Source organism: Pseudomonas sp. IT-P2 (assembly GCF_949767575.1).
Classification (GTDB): Bacteria; Pseudomonadota; Gammaproteobacteria; order Pseudomonadales; family Pseudomonadaceae; genus Aquipseudomonas; species Aquipseudomonas pharyngis.
This window is the reverse complement of record NZ_CATKQA010000004.1, coordinates 78,325-95,203: the sequence shown is the minus strand read 5'-3', so window position 1 is coordinate 95,203 and position 16,879 is coordinate 78,325. Positions and strand designations below refer to the sequence as shown.

8 protein-coding genes are annotated in these 16,879 nt (G+C 60.0%); 1 reads left to right on the top strand and 7 read right to left on the bottom strand.

Features of this window, described 5'->3' with window-relative positions; genetic code table 11:
* The first annotated feature begins 166 nt into the window (after positions 1-166).
* On the top strand, positions 167-7,312 hold the full coding sequence (locus ACM6JM_RS03265; RefSeq protein ID WP_414881326.1) for a TcdA/TcdB pore-forming domain-containing protein: 7,146 nt from the start codon (positions 167-169) through the stop codon (positions 7,310-7,312).
* A 66-nt stretch (positions 7,313-7,378) separates the two neighbouring features.
* Here ACM6JM_RS03265 and ACM6JM_RS03260 read toward each other — a convergent pair whose 3' ends face one another.
* The 7 genes from ACM6JM_RS03260 to ACM6JM_RS03230 all read right to left on the bottom strand — a co-directional run bounded on the left by ACM6JM_RS03260 (position 7,379) and on the right by ACM6JM_RS03230 (position 16,854).
* Positions 7,379-7,975, bottom strand: coding sequence for a MarC family protein (locus tag ACM6JM_RS03260; protein WP_007951032.1), 597 nt, complete (start codon positions 7,973-7,975; stop codon positions 7,379-7,381).
* A 62-nt stretch (positions 7,976-8,037) separates the two neighbouring features.
* Entirely contained in the window at positions 8,038-10,815 is a 2,778-nt protein-coding gene (locus ACM6JM_RS03255; RefSeq protein WP_039772033.1) for a hybrid sensor histidine kinase/response regulator, read from the bottom strand.
* A 102-nt stretch (positions 10,816-10,917) separates the two neighbouring features.
* Positions 10,918-12,210: a phosphoribosylamine--glycine ligase gene (gene purD / locus ACM6JM_RS03250; protein WP_007951030.1), complete on the bottom strand. Its 1,293-nt coding sequence runs from the start codon at positions 12,208-12,210 to the stop codon at positions 10,918-10,920.
* A 172-nt stretch (positions 12,211-12,382) separates the two neighbouring features.
* Positions 12,383-13,990, bottom strand: coding sequence for a bifunctional phosphoribosylaminoimidazolecarboxamide formyltransferase/IMP cyclohydrolase (purH, locus tag ACM6JM_RS03245; protein ID WP_039772035.1), 1,608 nt, complete (start codon positions 13,988-13,990; stop codon positions 12,383-12,385).
* A gap of 82 nt (positions 13,991-14,072) precedes the next feature.
* The gene (gene fis, locus ACM6JM_RS03240) at positions 14,073-14,393 is read right to left on the bottom strand and encodes a DNA-binding transcriptional regulator Fis (protein WP_002555375.1); all 321 of its coding nucleotides are present in this window, start codon (positions 14,391-14,393) and stop codon (positions 14,073-14,075) included.
* Positions 14,390-15,400, bottom strand: coding sequence for a tRNA dihydrouridine synthase DusB (gene dusB / locus ACM6JM_RS03235; protein WP_007951027.1), 1,011 nt, complete (start codon positions 15,398-15,400; stop codon positions 14,390-14,392). Before dusB ends, fis begins: the two co-directional genes overlap by 4 nt.
* A 185-nt stretch (positions 15,401-15,585) precedes the next feature.
* Entirely contained in the window at positions 15,586-16,854 is a 1,269-nt protein-coding gene (locus ACM6JM_RS03230; RefSeq protein WP_414881325.1) for a DUF3426 domain-containing protein, read from the bottom strand.
* Between the last annotated feature and the right edge of the window lie 25 nt (positions 16,855-16,879).

Sequence of the window (16,879 nt, the reverse complement as noted above, 5' to 3'; positions counted from 1 at the left end):
TGAATGGCTTCCTGTTTGTTTGTGAGATTTTTTTGTACTAGTTTTCCGTTCTGAAGTTGTGAGGATTGATTTTTATTTGCCATGAGCTGGATGTTTCTGGCGAGGTTTTTCTGTGTTCGATGGTTTTTTTTGTGCAGGTCATTGAATATTTCAAGGAAGGTTGTTTATGCAGGATTCGAAAGTTAAAGCTGCAAGTGTTGGATATTTGGATTTTGTCAATTTGTTCAAGTTGAGTGATCTTGAACAAGCACTGCTGCCGTACAAAAACACCCGGCAATATGATGTTGCCATTCGTTATTATTTTGCCTGCAGCGCTTTGCTTGAATCATCGCGGCTGCGAAATCCGCTGGCGCTGTTCAAACAGGCTCTGGAGGATCTGGAGGATCTGGAAAAGCACCGCGTGCGCCGCGAAACGGAGCAAGAGGAGGCAAACCATTCCGATTCGGATTCGCCCCCGACACTTTCACAAATAAAAGAAAAGCTTGCAAACTTTCAGTCTAATATTCTTTCCAGTGTCGAGAAAGTTAATGCACCGGCGACGCAAGTGCCGAAGATTTTGCACTTTGTGTGGTTGGGTGGAGGCATTGGCGAGATTCAACGCGATTACATTAATCTCTGGAAGCAAGTACTGGTCGGGCAGGGGTATAAAATCAATCTCTGGTATGACAGTGATGCAATGCTTGTCCATCAGACTACTCGCCTTATTGTCGAAGCCGCCAAAGTGCATGCAATGCAGCATGGTGGAGTTGACAGCACCACGGAAGAGAGGCTCGGAGAGGCATATGTAACTCGAGCCATTGTTCTGAAACAGCAAATGTTTGCTCATGTCAATGAGGCCGTTGAAAGCGGTATGTCTGCCGACACTGCCAGGGTGCAATTGTTGAGCAAAGCGTATGGTCAGCAGGAAAAGGATCTGCAATCTCTTAAAGAGCGCAATTTGCAGAGCCTGCAGGCGGTGGCAGGTGGCGATTTGCAGTTGCGCGATTTGGCCGGCGCCTCGCAACCTATGCAATTGCAAGACATTTACGATCGGGAAATGCGCTTGCGCGGCAATCTGGCCGCCGGTTCCGATGTTGTGCGGCTAGAGGTACTGGAGCCAGAAGGCGGAATATATTCGGACGTCGACAATCTTCCGCCGTTGTTGAAGGTGTTGGGGGGGGTGGATATCAGCAAGCTCGGCACGAATGCCGAGCTTGGCATCACTCAACTGCTGTTGGATCACAACCCACACTGGATGCCCGGACGTCAGGCATTGCGCAGTCGTTACAAGAATTATGGCCACTACATCCCCGAGGAACATCGTGCAGCGCTGGAGTCTTTTGCCAAAAGCGCGCCGGATTTGAGTCAAGTCTTCCAGGCACCGAGCGACCTGTTGGCACGCCCCTACATGCTGCGTGCCGTGGCTGAAATGGGTTCAGTGACCAACGCTTATCTGATGGCTCATCCGGGTGCGCCGATGCTGCAGTCAGTGAAGGAGTGCCTGGGCTTTAACTATGCAGTGATCGACTCGGTAGACATGGCCGCAGCGGCCAAAGGTTCAGCACCAGGAGACACCGATGCCAACTACGAGCTGGCGATTGTCGAGATCGAGCGCCGACTCGGGCCTTTAAGCGCATTGCCTAACATGCAAGAGTCGGCAATGTATCGGTTGGCGGTCTCTATCGCCGAGTATCACAGCGACGGTATCCGTCCGAAAAAAGAGGTAACGATTTTCCTGACCGGTCCAGGGGCTATGCGCCGGGGTATGCAGGACTATGAGCGGGCTCATTTCACGCCCAGTGAGGCCGCCGCTTTACATAATGAGGTGGGCATCGAACCGGGAGGTGTGGTCACTCGTTCGAGCGAGGAGGAACAGGATCACTCCTGGAAAGACAACGAAAGCGATCTCGATCAGTGGGTAAAAAATGAAAAACAACGTTGGCATGACGGCCAATACAAAACCCGCTATGCAGGCGACATCGACGAGTTGCTGAAACACACGACCCTCGAATTCGAGCTGGGCTGGCCAGTTATCGAGGGGCGTCATGTGCTCAATACCGACTTGTTGCAACGCATGGCCGAGCGCCTTGGACAGTCTTTTTCCAAGGCGATGATGAGCTGCCAGGACGGCAAGGTTGTGTTCGCCGACAGGCTGCCGCTCAACTTCGAGCATCGTCAGGCCATCCGCAATCAGGACATTCGCCTCCGGCCCCCCGCATCCTTGAGCACTCAGTCTACTCAGGGGCTCGCGCTGGATGAACTGTTGATCGGTCTTGGCAAGGGGACCTGGCAGCTTGCGCACCTCAGTCCGTTGCAGCGTTTGACGATAGGCGCTTTGCTGGGAGCCGAATCGCTGGATGATCAAAGTTTTTCTGCACTGAGCGGTGCAATGGACAATTTGACCAACAGCCTGAGTGAGCGTGGGACGTCCGGGCGCTATGCGGCGATCGAACAGCAACTCTATCGGCGCCTGGCGCCAGCCTTTGTAACGGCCATGGCGAGTGTCGACGATGGCTTTTCGTTGCTTTCGGTCAATGCGCTGAGTCTGAAGAAGGACGCGTTGGCCAAGGCTGTGACGCTGGCCGACTGGGGGCGTCAGGTGGCACAGATCCAACGGCTGGCCATTCAGGAACATCGCGAACAGGTCCAGTTGAAGGTGGAGCAGGTGCTCGATCAGTTCGACGCTGGCACCGTAAAACTGGTGCCTCAGGATTTGTTGATGCACGGGCCGGGTGACAGGGCTGCGGGGCGCTGTTTTCCACTGGCATTGGCGATGAGTGCTGCCCTCACCCAGGGCGAGGGCTCGACCCGACAATTGCGCGAGCGGTTTTACCTGGCGGTGCTGCAGCCGGAGCACTCAGATTCGAGGGCCTTTCTGGGGGCGCTGGAGGAATTGCGTGGGGTGAAAGTCGCAGAGGTGGGCACGGCGCTCGGGCGGGTCGATATGGACAGGGTGGTCGCTACCCTCGAGGAGTCCGCCGGTACCCGAACCCTGATGCTCAACTCGGACAACCACTCGATGCTGGTGGCGCGGAGTTTCAACGGTGTGGCACACATTTACCACTTCTACGATCCGAACTTCGGCCTGTTCGAATTTGACAACCAGGTGACCTTCAAAACGGCCCTGAATCGGTTTTTCAGGCTTGCAGGCATAGCCCGTCATTACGCGCTGTACGGGAAACCAGACCGACCGTTGTTCGATCTGTTCGATGTGCAGGGTGAGAAAGTTGCCGATGTGGACCTGTCGAATGGCACCAAGGTGAATCAGTTGTTCAAGGAGGAGCCGTTACCGGACACGCCATTCAGATCCATCCGCCAGCGGCTGAACAGTGCTCACGGCCAATCTCTGGTGGAAAATCCGCGCCTGGGCAAAGCTTTGCTGTCTGCGGACAATGACTGGTGGGCCGAGCAGATTGCCGACGTCACTTCACGCTTGCAGGAGGGCCATGACTCGGTGTCGCCTCTGGTGCCGTTGTTCGACTCGCTGGAAGTGACGTCAGAGGGCAGCTATCGGGTGAGTATGATTGATCCGAAAAGTGGCGAGGTGGTCGCCACGGTCCTCAGCCAGGATGATCGCCTGCTGCGGATCAGGAACTATCTGACGGAACTGTTCTCGGCGCTCGGTGGCAAACGTAGGGTGGACATCGGGGCAGACGCCACCGAGGCTGCGGCAGTACATACGCTGAATGCCGGTTTTGCGGTGCAGTCGTTGATGAGTGCATTGCGCGGGCGCGAAGGCGCAGACCGCACAATGACCACTGCTGTGCAGTGGCACGCCTACGTCAATTACGCGCAACTGGTGCATGGCAACGCAGTTGATGTGGCAGGTCTGATCAGCCTGGTGCAAGCCGCGTTGCGCGATGAAAAACTGATCGCCCGCACCAGTGCAAAGGTGGTCGGCGAAGCTCTCGAGCCATTGAGCGGCAGCACCTTCGGTACCGTGGCCGGACATGTGGCCAACGAGGGTATCGGTGCCGTGCTGGGCCTGGCCAATGTCGGATTCGATATTTATCAGGTGGCGACGGCCCGCAACGATGTCGAAACGGTTACCTATTCTACTCAGTTGGCCTTTGACGCCAGCAGCCTGGCCCTGACCGGTGCGGGACTGGGTGCCGCACTTGCCGGAGCAGGAACGGCGGCAGCGGTGCTGGGGGGCGCGGGGGTGATCCTGGGTGGCCTGGCGGTGGGCGTGGCGGCGCTGGCGCAGAACTTCGCAACGATCGCCGAAGAAGCGAAAGCGGTCGGACTGTTTTTTGCGGAGCTTGAGGACGCTCATCACGGGGCTGGATATCGCTACAGCGGCGAGCAAGGTGCCTGGTTGCCACGACCGTCTCTGATTTTCAATGCAGTGGATCTGGGCACCGGAAAGCTCTCGCTCGACAGCACCCGCCTGTATCCATTGCGCGATCATTTCGGCGTGCCGGAATTCGAGGTCGACTACTCACGAGCCATTCATCTGAGCAATGAACTGGGCTACCCGACCGAAATGAAGTTCGCACCACCGGCCGAGCAAGCCATTGTCCTGCCGTGTACGCCAATGACCTGCTACCGATACGAGTATCAGATCCTGCCATTTGCATCGCAGCGCCACGACAAGGGCTTTGATATTGCCCGGCGTCTGGAAAAGAAAAAAGCGGACGGTCAGTGGCTCTTTCTTTTTTCGTTCTATTCGTTTCCCAGCCACTACATCGTCCATCGGATGTATCCCGATTACCGGCCGACCCAGATCAGCGTCACACTCGACGCCCAGCCGCGAAAGTTGATCGTGCCGGTGATTCCGAAAAACTGGCATGAGCAGATCAGCTACCGGATTCAGGGTGGAGGAAACACATGCACACTGGTGCTCAACCCTGGTGTCAACGTCGAGCTGACGTCATTGGGTAATCAGAAGGACCGCTGGATCATTGCCGCACCGTGGGCCGTCGAGAAGGATATTGTGTTCGGCAGCGACGGGCAGTTCAGTATCAAGGGTTGCCAGTTCAAGGTCACGGCGGTCAACACGCCGGAAATATCCCTGATGATCGAAAATGGCCGAATCTTCAGAATCGCAGGCACCAAACAGCTTGAGTTGCAATTGCTCGAGGAGCAGGCGCCCAAAGGGCTGGACGACCAGATCCTGCAGGATCATCTGCATGCGCTGGCGCGGGCTCATCGACTGGCGTTGCGCTATACACCGATCCACGACTACCTGATTCCATTCGAGAACATCGAAGCACCCCGTTATACCAATGCCTGGTACGACGCCGCGGAGGATCGGATTCTGTATATCCGCAACGATGAGTTCTTCAGCGAAGACAAACAGTTGTCGCTGGTGACTGGCGACACGGTGTTCTTCCATGATCCGAATGAATACGACATTTGCCAGGTCGATGCCGACACAGGGCTGCTCAGCCACCGCTATCGCTTGATGTTCCGGTTCGAGGGTCTCAGCACGATTCGCAGTGTGGAGGCCGATGAACAGGGGGTTGTCCATGTGGTGCAGGAGTATGCCCGTCAGGACGGCACAATCGAGCGCCTGAACTATCTGATCCACAAGGGTGAACTGTGGCTGAGCTCGATCACCCGTGGACTCGAGCCGACTTTCGAGGCCTTGCTCGATGACCGAAAGGCTTTGACTGACTGGGCGCCGTTGCTCGGTGATTGGGTGGAACACAAACCGGTTCTGACTGACAGAGGGTTTGCCACGGTCGACTGGCAGCTCGCGTCTTACGTTTCGATTTGCTGGAAGATTGAAGAGAACGCCCGGGACATGGCTTGGGTTCGCACCCGCGACAATCTGATCATACGCCCGGTACCGCGCCGTCACCGTGACCGCGGATGGCCGGACTCGATCCAGAATCTGAAGGAATTGATGTTGCTGCCGCTGGCCGATGACAGCGATGTATTTGTCATCTACGACCGCCGATTCCAGAAGTTGTGTCGGGTTCAGTTGACCATGACGCAGGGACAGGGCCAATGGTCGCACGATTGGGTGCAGCCCGAGCGCCTGAAGCAGGTGACGGCTGAGCACAACGGTTATCAGGCACGGACCGAGGACGGATTGTCGTTCGAAATCGGCACTGACGGTAACGTGCGTTTTGCGGGTCTGGCCGAGCCATGGCTCAAGGGGCGCAGGCATTGGTGGCTGGCGCTCGAAGCCGTAGCCCGGCAGCACGCTGTCGAGCAATTCTCGATTGTCGGGGTTGCCAACGCTACCGGCGATGCGCGGTTGCATGCCTGGTACGTGGATAACCGGGTGTTGTTGTGTGACGCGCCACAGACGCAGATTCGGTTGCTCGGTATGACGCCGGACAATCAGTCGGCATGGTTGTTCGAACCCGAGGGGGGCGAGATCTGGCGCCAGACCTTTATCGATACGCAGCAACTTGAGCAGGCGTTCGCAGAGGGGACGCAATTGTTGCACGCCCGGATGCTGCCCAGGCCGGAGCGCCAATGGACGGCGTGGCGATTTACCGACGTGCGGATTGTCGGTGCTGGCCTTTTGGGCACAACGCAGGAAGGGGTGGTGCTGCAACTGCAGTACCTGGAGCCACCATTGATCAGCGGAGTACAGCACGATTGGCTGGCAGCCCATGGCGAGCATTTGATCAGCGACCTGCAGGCCTTGCTGGAAACCGAAGACCACCGCCCGTTCATTTCGCTCGCGACCCAGGATGCCAGTTTGCAGTGGTATATCGCTGACAGTGCGCGGGTGATCCGGATCCCTGCCGTGGATCTCCCGGTGGATTTCGAGCTGCTGGGCGCCCGACGGCATACCGATCTGGTGTTGCATGAGCCGCTGGAGCGAGTCGTTCAGGGCTATCCGAGCATGCGCCAGATCAAACCACTGGATTATGTCGAGCGCACGGGCGACGTGCTGGTACTCGAAGGGCAGGTGGATGCGTACGATCCTCTGCCGCTGATTCCGGACGACGTGCGTACGCTCGTCCTGCGGGTGGGGCGTGGCTCGATGAAATGGGTACTGGCCGAGGCGCTCATGCGCAAACTCGACTCATTGGTGGTTGACTGTCGTTATCCGCTGGGTGTCCGCCCGCAGGTCATGAGCCGCTTGATCCTGACGCTGGACGATCCACAGAGGCTGGAGGTGGCGATAGTCGAGGATCATCTGATTGTGATCGACCCGGACAGTGGACATTGTGTGTTGGTACGCCATGCGGATGCGCAGGATCTGGCTTTGCGTGGTGATGCCGTGCTGGAGGTCACAGGCCTGCGTCCGTGCCAGGTGTCGACACTGGTGCGCTGGCTCAAGGCGCGCAAGGATGGAGGCGATAGTGTGACGCTGAAAGGCTTGATCGATCAGGCAAGCAAGAAAACCGTCGAGCCTGTCGGTTGATGGATTGGGAGCACTGACGAAAAAAGACCGCCGACGTTACCGTCGGCGGTCTTTTCGTTTCAGGGTTCAAGGCACCAGATAGCCTTTGACCCCGGTAAAGATGATCTGCGCTGCCAGTGCGCACACGAACAGCCCCATCAGTCGGCTGACGATCTGCAAGCCTTGATCACCGAGAATCCGCTCGATGCGGTTCGACAGATAAAGCACGACACCCACGGTAAAGCTGGCGAGGGCGATGCTCATGATCGCGAACAGCTTGTCGTCCCAGTGTGGCTGGCTGACGCCCATCACCAATAGCGCACCGATGGTGCCGGGGCCGACGGTCAGCGGAATGGTCAGCGGAACGATCGTCACGTCCTGCTGCACGTTGTCGGTCTGCACGGCCGACTTGCCCTGCGCCATGCCCAGCGCCGAAATGAACAGTACGCTGCCGGCGCCGATGCGGAAGGCGTCCACCGTGATGCCGAACACATCGAAAATCACCCGCCCGAACAGATACAGCAACACGCTTGAGACCAGCGTGGCAACCGCCACTTTCCAGGCCAGGCGGCGTTGTTCCTTGCGCGAATAACCGCGGGTCAGGCTGATGAAGCAGGACAACACGAAGAACGGGCTGTAGAGCACCAGCATCTTCAGGTAAACACTGAATAACACGTGGAGCATGGCGCGGGCTCGCTGGCGGGGAAAGTCGGGGGAGTCTAACAGGCGCTATCGTGTCTGTCGGCTCACGACGGTTGCGTCGTCGCTCGGTTCTGCTGATCACGCTGGGCCACCCAGTGCTCGATCAGCTCACGCAGTTGCGACAGCTCCACCGGTTTGGCCATGTGCCCGTCCATCCCGGCCTGGCGCGCGCGCTCCTTGTGTTCGGCGAGGATGTGCGCGGTCAGCGCCACGATCGGCGTGCGGATGCGCTGATTGCCGACTTCCCAGGCCCGCAGTTGCTGGGTGGCGGAGAAGCCGTCGAGGATCGGCATTTCGCAGTCCATCAACACGAGGTCGTAGCGCTGGGCTTTCATCGCCTGCAAGGCTTCTTCGCCATTGCTGGCGGTATCCGGTTGCAGATTGAGTTTGCCGAGCATGCCGCGGATGACCTTGGTGGAAATCGTGTTGTCTTCGGCCACCAGAATGCGGAAGTCGCTCGGCACCTTGACCGGCGCTGCGGGGCTGGCCGGCTGCGGCTGGAACACCACCTGGCCACGGTTGCGCTGGTTGAGCTCGTCGGCGAGCGTGGTCTTGAGCGTGTAGCCGGCCACCGGTTTGGCGAGGATGCGCTTGATCCCCGAATTGCGCGCAATGATCTTGCTTGGCGCATTGCTGATGCCGGTGAGCATGATCAGCAGGATGTCGTGGTTCAGGCTCGGGTCTTCCTTGATCTTGGCGGCCAGTTGCATGCCGGTCATGCCGGGCATGTTCTGGTCCAGCAGAACCACGTCGAAATAGTCGCGCAGGTGCGCCTTGGTGCGCAGCAGGGCCAGCGCTTCCTTGCCCGACGGCACGGCGCTGACGTTCAGGCCCCAGGCGCTGCATTGCTGCACCAGCACCTTGCGGCAGGTGTCGTTGTCGTCGACCACCAGCACGCGTGCGCCTTGCAGCGGGCTGTCGAGGTCCGAGGTCGGGTGCTCCAGGCGATCCGGGTCCAGCGGCAGGGTCAGCCACAACGTACTGCCCTGGCTGGCGCCGCTCTTGATGCCGAACTCGCCCTGCATCAGACGGATCAATTGGCGGGCGATCACCAGCCCGAGGTTGCCGCCCAGACGGTTGGCCGACAGGAAATGCTTGCTGTGCAACTCGGCGTGCATCAGCGCGTCGCGCTCTTCCTGATCCATCGGCTGGCCGCTGTCCTGCACGGCAATGCGCAGGCGTGGGCCGGCGCTGCGTTCGTCGAGGGCGACCACCACCAGCACTTCGCCTTCCTCGGTTTTCTTCAGGGCGTTTTCCAGCAGGCTCAGCAGTGTCTGGCGCAGGCGCGTCGGATCACCACTGATGACCCGTGGCACTTGCGGCTGGATGAAACTGATCAGCTCGACGTTCTGCTGTTCGGCCTTGGCGCGGTAGATGCTCAGGCAATCGTCGATCAGCGCGTTGAGGTCGAACTGCACATCGTCCAGTTCGATCTGCCCGGACTCGAGCCGCGAGATGTCGAGGATCTCGTTGATCAGGGTCAGCAATTCGTTGCCGGCGCTGTGGATGGTCTGCACGTAGTCGCGTTGCTTGACCGACAGCGGCGTGCCGAGCAGCAGTTCGGTCATGCCCAGTACGCCGTTCATCGGCGTGCGGATTTCGTGGCTGATCTTGGCCAGGAATTCGGCCTTGGCATTGATCTCGGCGTTGCTCGCGGCGAGGTCACGGCTGATGCTGAAACGGCTTTCGGTAATGCTGCGCTGACGTTCGCCGAGGGCGATGCTCATCAGCAGGCCACTGATGCAGATGAAACCCATCAGGGTCATGATCAGGCCTTGCGGCGCCACCAGGGTCAGCCCCAGCAAGGCCGGGAGGATGATCAGCGTGCCGATGTTGAACACCACCATCGCCGCGACGAACAGCCGGGCAGGGCGGTAGCCTTTCTGCCAGTGATAGGAACCCACCAGCAACATGCTCAGGCCGGCCAGGGCGACGAGTGCATAGGTAATGATGTTCAGCGGCAGGGTGTTGACGAACAACAGCAACAGGCTGCAGATCACGATGAACAGAATGTCGCCGATCAGCAGCTTGTTCAGCGGATGCGGGCCGAGCGGGGCGAAAAAGCGGTAGGCGAACATCAGGCCGGCCGGTGCGGTCAGCAGCAGGGCCAGGTAGGCGCCGGGGGTCTGGATCGCGTGCCAGTTCGGCAGCCACGGACCGGCGAGGTTGAGCAGCAGCAACAGGCTCAGGCCCAGCAGCACTTCACAGATGGCCAGCCACAGGCTGCTGCGCGAGCGGGTGTAGGCGTAGCGGATCAGGTTGTGCAGGATCAGCATTGCAAGGCAGCCGAACAGCAGGCCGTAGATCAGCGTCTGGTTGTGATTGGCCGCGGCCATCACTGCCGATTGCAGGGTGATGTACGGGCGCAACTGGTGATCGGAGACCAGTCGCAGGTAGACGTCGAGGGGTTTGTCGCTTTGCGGCAGCGGCAGCATGAAATCGCTGCTGGGCAGCGGTCGTTCCACCTGGGGCTGGGTGGTGCCGGTGTCGCGCTGCTCGATCAGGCGATCGCCGTCGAGGACATACAGATTGAGGTGCGACAGGTCGGGGGCGAAGATCCGCAGCACTTGTTCGTGCTTGCCGGGCGCCAGCCTGAAGCGCAGCCACAAGGCGCCATCGGGTTCGGCCGCGGTGAGGCGGTCAAGCTCGATAGGGCTGAATTGATTGGTGTAGCGGGCGGAGCGGATGTCGCTCAGCTGGAGGTTGCCCTGATCGTCAAGCAATACCGACCAGCCACTGCCTTGCGCGGCCTGGGCCGGGAGCATGCAGAGCAAGGTCAACAGCGTGACGGTGAAACCTATGGCAATCCTGAGCCAGCGCACGGCGAAATCCCTTCGTAGGTTGATGCCAGAATATAACGATGCGCAGCGTCGGAACAGTCCGGCAAGGGCGATGAGCCCTTGCCGGAAACACAGCGTAGCTTATTACTGAGACTCACCGCGTTCACGGGCAATGGCGCGGTAGCCAATGTCGGTGCGGTAGAAGCAGCCTTCCCAGTCGATGGCCTTGGCCAGTTTGTAGGCCTGCTCCTGGGCGGCGCCGACGCTGGCGCCCATGGCGGTGGCGCACAGCACCCGACCGCCGGCCGTCACGACGTTGCCGTCCTTGAGCGCAGTACCGGCGTGGAAGACCTTGCCTTCGAGTGCGGCGGCGGCGTCCAGACCGTTGATCGGCGCGCCCTTGGCGTAGTCGCCCGGGTAACCGCCGGCGGCCAGCACGATGCCGACGCTCGGACGTGGATCCCACTGCGCTTCAACCTTGTCCAGCGCCTGAGCCAGGGCGGCTTCGACCAACAATACCAGGCTCGATTGCAGACGCAGCATCACCGGTTGGGTTTCCGGGTCGCCGAAGCGGCAGTTGAACTCGATGACCTTCGGATTGCCGGCCTTGTCGATCATCAGACCGGCGTACAGGAAACCGGTGTAGACGTTGCCTTCGTCGGCCATGCCGCGCACGGTCGGCCAGATCACCTGGTCCATCACACGCTGGTGCACGTCGGCGGTGACCACCGGTGCAGGGGAGTAAGCACCCATGCCGCCGGTGTTCGGACCGCTGTCGCCGTCGCCGACGCGTTTGTGGTCCTGGCTGGTGGCCATCGGTAGAACGTTCTTGCCGTCGACCATGACGATGAAGCTGGCTTCTTCGCCGTCGAGGAATTCTTCGATGACAACGCGTGAACCGGCGTCGCCAAAGGAATTGCCGGCGAGCATGTCGCGCACGGCGTCTTCGGCTTCGGCCAGGGTCATGGCAACAATCACGCCTTTACCGGCGGCCAGGCCGTCGGCCTTGATCACGATCGGTGCGCCTTTTTCACGCAGATAAGCCAGGGCCGGCTCGATCTCGGTGAAGTTCTGGTAGTCGGCGGTCGGGATCTTGTGGCGTGCCAGGAAATCCTTGGTGAAGGCTTTCGAGCCTTCCAGCTGCGCGGCGCCGGCGGTCGGACCGAAGCAGTCCAGGCCACGGGAGCGGAACAGGTCGACGACGCCGGCCACCAATGGCACTTCCGGACCGACGATAGTCAGGGAAACGTTTTTCTCGGCGAAGTCAGCGAGCTGCTCGAGGGCCAGCACATCGATGGCGACGTTCTCGCACTTGGCTTCAATCGCGGTGCCGGCGTTGCCCGGTGCGACGAAAACCTTCTGCACTCGCGGATCCTGAGCCACTTTCCAGGCCAGGGCGTGTTCGCGGCCACCGCTGCCAATGATCAAAACGTTCAAAGAGAGACTCCTTCGGAGAAAGCTGCAAGCTACAAGCTGCAAGCAAGAGCGAGTGTGTGACTCTCGATTACAGCTTATGGCTCTGAATTAATGAGGCTGCAACTGCAAGAAGGAGCGATACCTGACTGCTCTTTCTTGCAGCTTGCAGCTTGAGGCTTGTAGCTGCCGTGTATCAGTGACGGAAATGACGCATTCCCGTGAACACCATCGCGATGCCGGCTTCATCAGCAGCAGCAATCACTTCAGCATCACGCATCGAGCCACCCGGCTGGATCACTGCCGTGATACCGACCTTGGCCGCGTTGTCCAGACCGTCGCGGAACGGGAAGAATGCATCGGATGCCATTACCGAACCGGCCACTTGCAGACCAGCGTGCTCAGCCTTGATTGCGGCGATACGCGCCGAGTTCACGCGGCTCATCTGGCCGGCGCCGACACCGATGGTCTGACGGTTCTTGGCGTAGACGATGGCATTGGATTTGACGAATTTGGCCACTTTCCAGGCGAAGATCAGGTCGTGGACTTCCTGTTCGGTCGGGGCGCGTTTGGTCACCACTTTCAGGTCGTCGGCGCCGATCATGCCGATGTCGCGGCTCTGTACCAGCAGGCCGCCGTTGACGCGCTTGTAGTCCCAGGCCGGAACGCGATCGGCCGACCACTCGCCGCAGGCCAGCAGGCGTACGTTGGCTTTGGCAGCAACGATGGCGCGGGCTTCTTCGCTGACGCTTGGTGCGATGATCACTTCAACGAACTGACGCTCGACGATCGCCTTGGCGGTCTCGGCATCCAGTTCACGGTTGAAGGCGATGATGCCGCCGAACGCCGATTCGGTGTCAGTGGCGTAGGCCAGTTCGTAGGCCTGACGGATGCCGCCTTCGGCGTCCGGGCTCACGGCCACGCCGCACGGGTTGGCGTGCTTGACGATCACGCAGGCCGGTTTGACGAAGCTCTTCACGCATTCCAGCGCGGCGTCGGTGTCGGCCACGTTGTTGTACGACAGTTCCTTGCCTTGCAACTGGGTGGCGGTGGCGATGCCGACTTCGGCAGGCTTGGCTTCAACGTAGAACGCCGCGCTCTGGTGCGGGTTCTCGCCGTAACGCATTTCCTGAGCCTTGATGAACTGGCTGTTGAAGGTGCGCGGGAATTCGCTGCGACCTTCAGTGCTCAGGGTTTCGGCAGCCTGGTTCACGGTGCCCATGTAGTTGGCGATCATGCCGTCGTAGGCGGCGGTGTGTTCGAACGCCTTGAGCATCAGGTCGAAACGCTGAGCGTAGGTCAGGCCACCGGCCTTGAGGTTTTCCAGGACGTTGGCGTAGTCGCTGGCATTCACCACGATGGCCACGTCTTTGTGGTTTTTCGCCGCCGAACGGACCATGGTCGGGCCGCCGATGTCGATGTTCTCGATGGCGGTCGGCAGGTCGCAGCCCGGCTTGCTGATGGTGGCTTCGAACGGGTACAGGTTGACCGCCACCAGATCGATCGGCTTGATGCCGTGCTCGTTCATGATCGCGTCGTCGATACCGCGACGACCGAGGATCCCACCGTGGATTTTCGGGTGCAGGGTTTTCACCCGACCGTCCATCATCTCTGCGAAACCGGTGTAATCCGCGACTTCCACTGCGGCCACGCCGTTGTCCTGCAGCAGTTTGAAGGTCCCGCCGGTGGAAAGGATTTCCACGCCCAGGGCTTCCAGCTCCCTGGCGAATTCGAGGATCCCGGTCTTGTCGGAAACACTGATCAAGGCGCGGCGGATCGGCAGGCGGGTAGTCTGGTCGGTCATCTCAATTTCCATCAAAAGCAAGGGAAGTCAGCAAAAAAGGCGACCGGTTTTACGCGGGCGCCTTTCTGGTTTGATTGAATGCTTACAGCAGATCGTACTGCTTGAGTTTCTTGCGCAGCGTGCCGCGGTTCAGTCCGAGCAGCTCGCTGGCCTTGGTCTGGTTGCCCTTGACGTAGTTCATCACGCTTTCGAGCAGGGGAGCCTCGACTTCGGAGAGCACCAGGTTGTACACGTCCGTGACGGACGCGCCCTCAAGGTGGGCGAAATAATTGTGCAGCGCCTTCTCGACACTCCCGCGAAGGGTCTGGCCTTCTTCGCTCGGGGTATTGAGGTGCTGTTTCAAATTCACGTTGTCGCTCACGGGTGTTGTTCCACTCACTAAAGTCTCGGTCATCATCGTCATGCGGCCACCCCTTCTCCGTCCCCTGTCAGGCTCTTGTAACGTTCGGCGAAGAACTCCCGAACGTTGGCGCATTGTGTTTCCGTACCATCCAAACGATTGAAGTGGGCGCGAAATTCCCTGGCGCCCGGCAAGGTTGCGAGATACCAGCCCACATGCTTGCGGGCAATTCGCACACCCATCACGTCCCCATAGAAGGCGTGAAGGGCGGCCAGATGCTCAAGCAGAATGCGTTCCACCTCGATCAGCTCCGGCGCCGGCAGTTTTTCGCCGGTACGCAGGAAGTGTTCGATCTCGCGAAAAATCCATGGCCGCCCCTGGGCAGCCCGGCCGATCAACAGGCCATCGGCACCGGTCGCGTCGAGCACGTAGCGGGCCTTTTCCGGCGATACGATGTCGCCGTTGGCAAAGACCGGAATCGACACCGCCTGCTTGATGGCGGCAATGGTGTCGTACTCGGCTTCGCCGGTGTACAGGTCGGCGCGGGTGCGGCCATGCACCGCCAGCGCCGTGATCCCGGCCTGTTCGGCGATCTTCGCCACGGTCAGGCCGTTCTTGTTGTCGCGATCCCATCCAGTGCGGATCTTCAGGGTCACCGGCACATCAACCGCCGCCACGACGGCATGCAGGATCTCGGTAACCAGTGCCTCATCCTTCAACAGCGCGGAGCCGGCGGCCTTGTTGCAGACCTTCTTCGCCGGGCAACCCATGTTGATATCAATAATCTGTGCGCCCAGCTCGACGTTGGCCCGGGCCGCATCCGCCAGCATCTGCGCATCGCCACCGGCGATCTGCACCGAGCGTGGCTCGGGATCACCTTCGTGGATCATGCGCATGCGCGACTTGCGGGTGTTCCACAGGCTCATGTCACTGGTGACCATTTCCGAGACTACAAGCCCTGCGCCCAGACGCTTGCACAGCTGACGAAAGGGCTGGTCGGTGACACCCGCCATCGGGGCGAGGATCAAGCCGTTCTGCAATGTATATGGGCCGATGCGTACCGCCGACATAGGACTTCCCTGAAGTGGGGCCGGATCATGAGAGTTCGAAAAAGGGTTGGCATGATACCCGCTCTCGATGACTGGATAAAGGCTGAATTGAACAAAATCTGAACAGTTATTCTGTTATTACCGCCGGTTTGGTTGTGCGGTGTGCAGTCAGAAAATTGCCGTCAATCCGGGAGCGGTGAAGCGCTTCACTCGGGTGAGTGGAAACTCAGGCTGTAGTTCACCGCTTTCGGGCCTGGGTCAAGGATGTCCAGAGCGATATGGATCGGGGTCTGCGGCGGCATTTCCGCCATGCCTTCGAGGTCGCCGTTGAGGTATTCGCCGGGTTTGAAGCGACGACTGGCGATCAGGTGACCGTTGAGGTCAGCGAAGCGCAGCTCCAGCAGCGGAAACGGCTGCGAGAACGGCGCGCGGTTATAAATGATCGCGTCCACCACCAGCGCACCGCTGAATTCCGGGTGGCTGCGCACCACCAGGTTGCTGCTCTTGATCTTGGCGATATCGACCTTGGACGGCACCGTGCAGCCGACTTGCGGGCAGAGTTGCTGGAACCACGGCCGGTATTGATCCTGGCGCGCCAGTTCGTCGAAGTGATAGGCGATGTATTGTCCGCCCAGGCCGGCGGCGGCCAGCACGATGAGCAACAGCCAGAGCAGGCGACGGCCCCAGGGCGAGCGGCGTTTTTGCCAGTCCAGTTGCAGCGGATCATCGGTCAGATCCTGCAAGGCTTCGGCGCGAGCACTGGACTCGACACGTTCGCGTTTTTTGCGCGCAGGTTCGATCAGTGGCAGTTCGTCGTCGACGTCATCGCTGGCTGACAGACGTTCGCGGCGGGCATTCGGGTCGATCGGATCGTGCAGGCGCAGTTGCGGGATCGGCGGTTCGTCGTCGAGATCCACCGGCTCCAGCGACAGCGAGGGTTCGGTGCGTTCCGGTCGGACGGGTTCAGGCTCGACGGCGTCGGGTTCATCTTCGACTTCGGGGGAGCGCTCATCTGCCGGTTCGCTGAACAGGCTGTCCGGCCACGACGTATCTTCCGGTTCGTGGCTGTCGCGGCGGGCGCTCAGGGCGTCCTCGCGTGGGCGGCCAAGCTCGGTGGTCGGCTGGATTTCCCGTTGCTCGAGGCGGGCCAGTTCTTCGTCCAGATCCAGGCTGTCCAGATCCAGCTCGGCGGCGCTCCATTGCTTCTGGCTGATGGCGCGTGGCTCGGGCGTTTCGACGATGGCCGGTGCGTCGGCGGGCGCCGGCTCGCTGATCGGCGGCGGCTCGCTGATCAACGGTGCCACCGGCGTGACTGCTTCCTTGCCTGCGTGTTGCTCCAGCAATTGCTTGGCGGCATTGAACACTTGCAGGCAGGAGCCGCAACGAACCACCCCGCGGGCCACGCTCAACTGAGCGTGGCTGACGCGGAAACTGGTTTGGCAATGCGGGCACTGGGTGACGAAGCTGTCGGTCATGCGGCGGTCCGGATTGAGCAGGCGG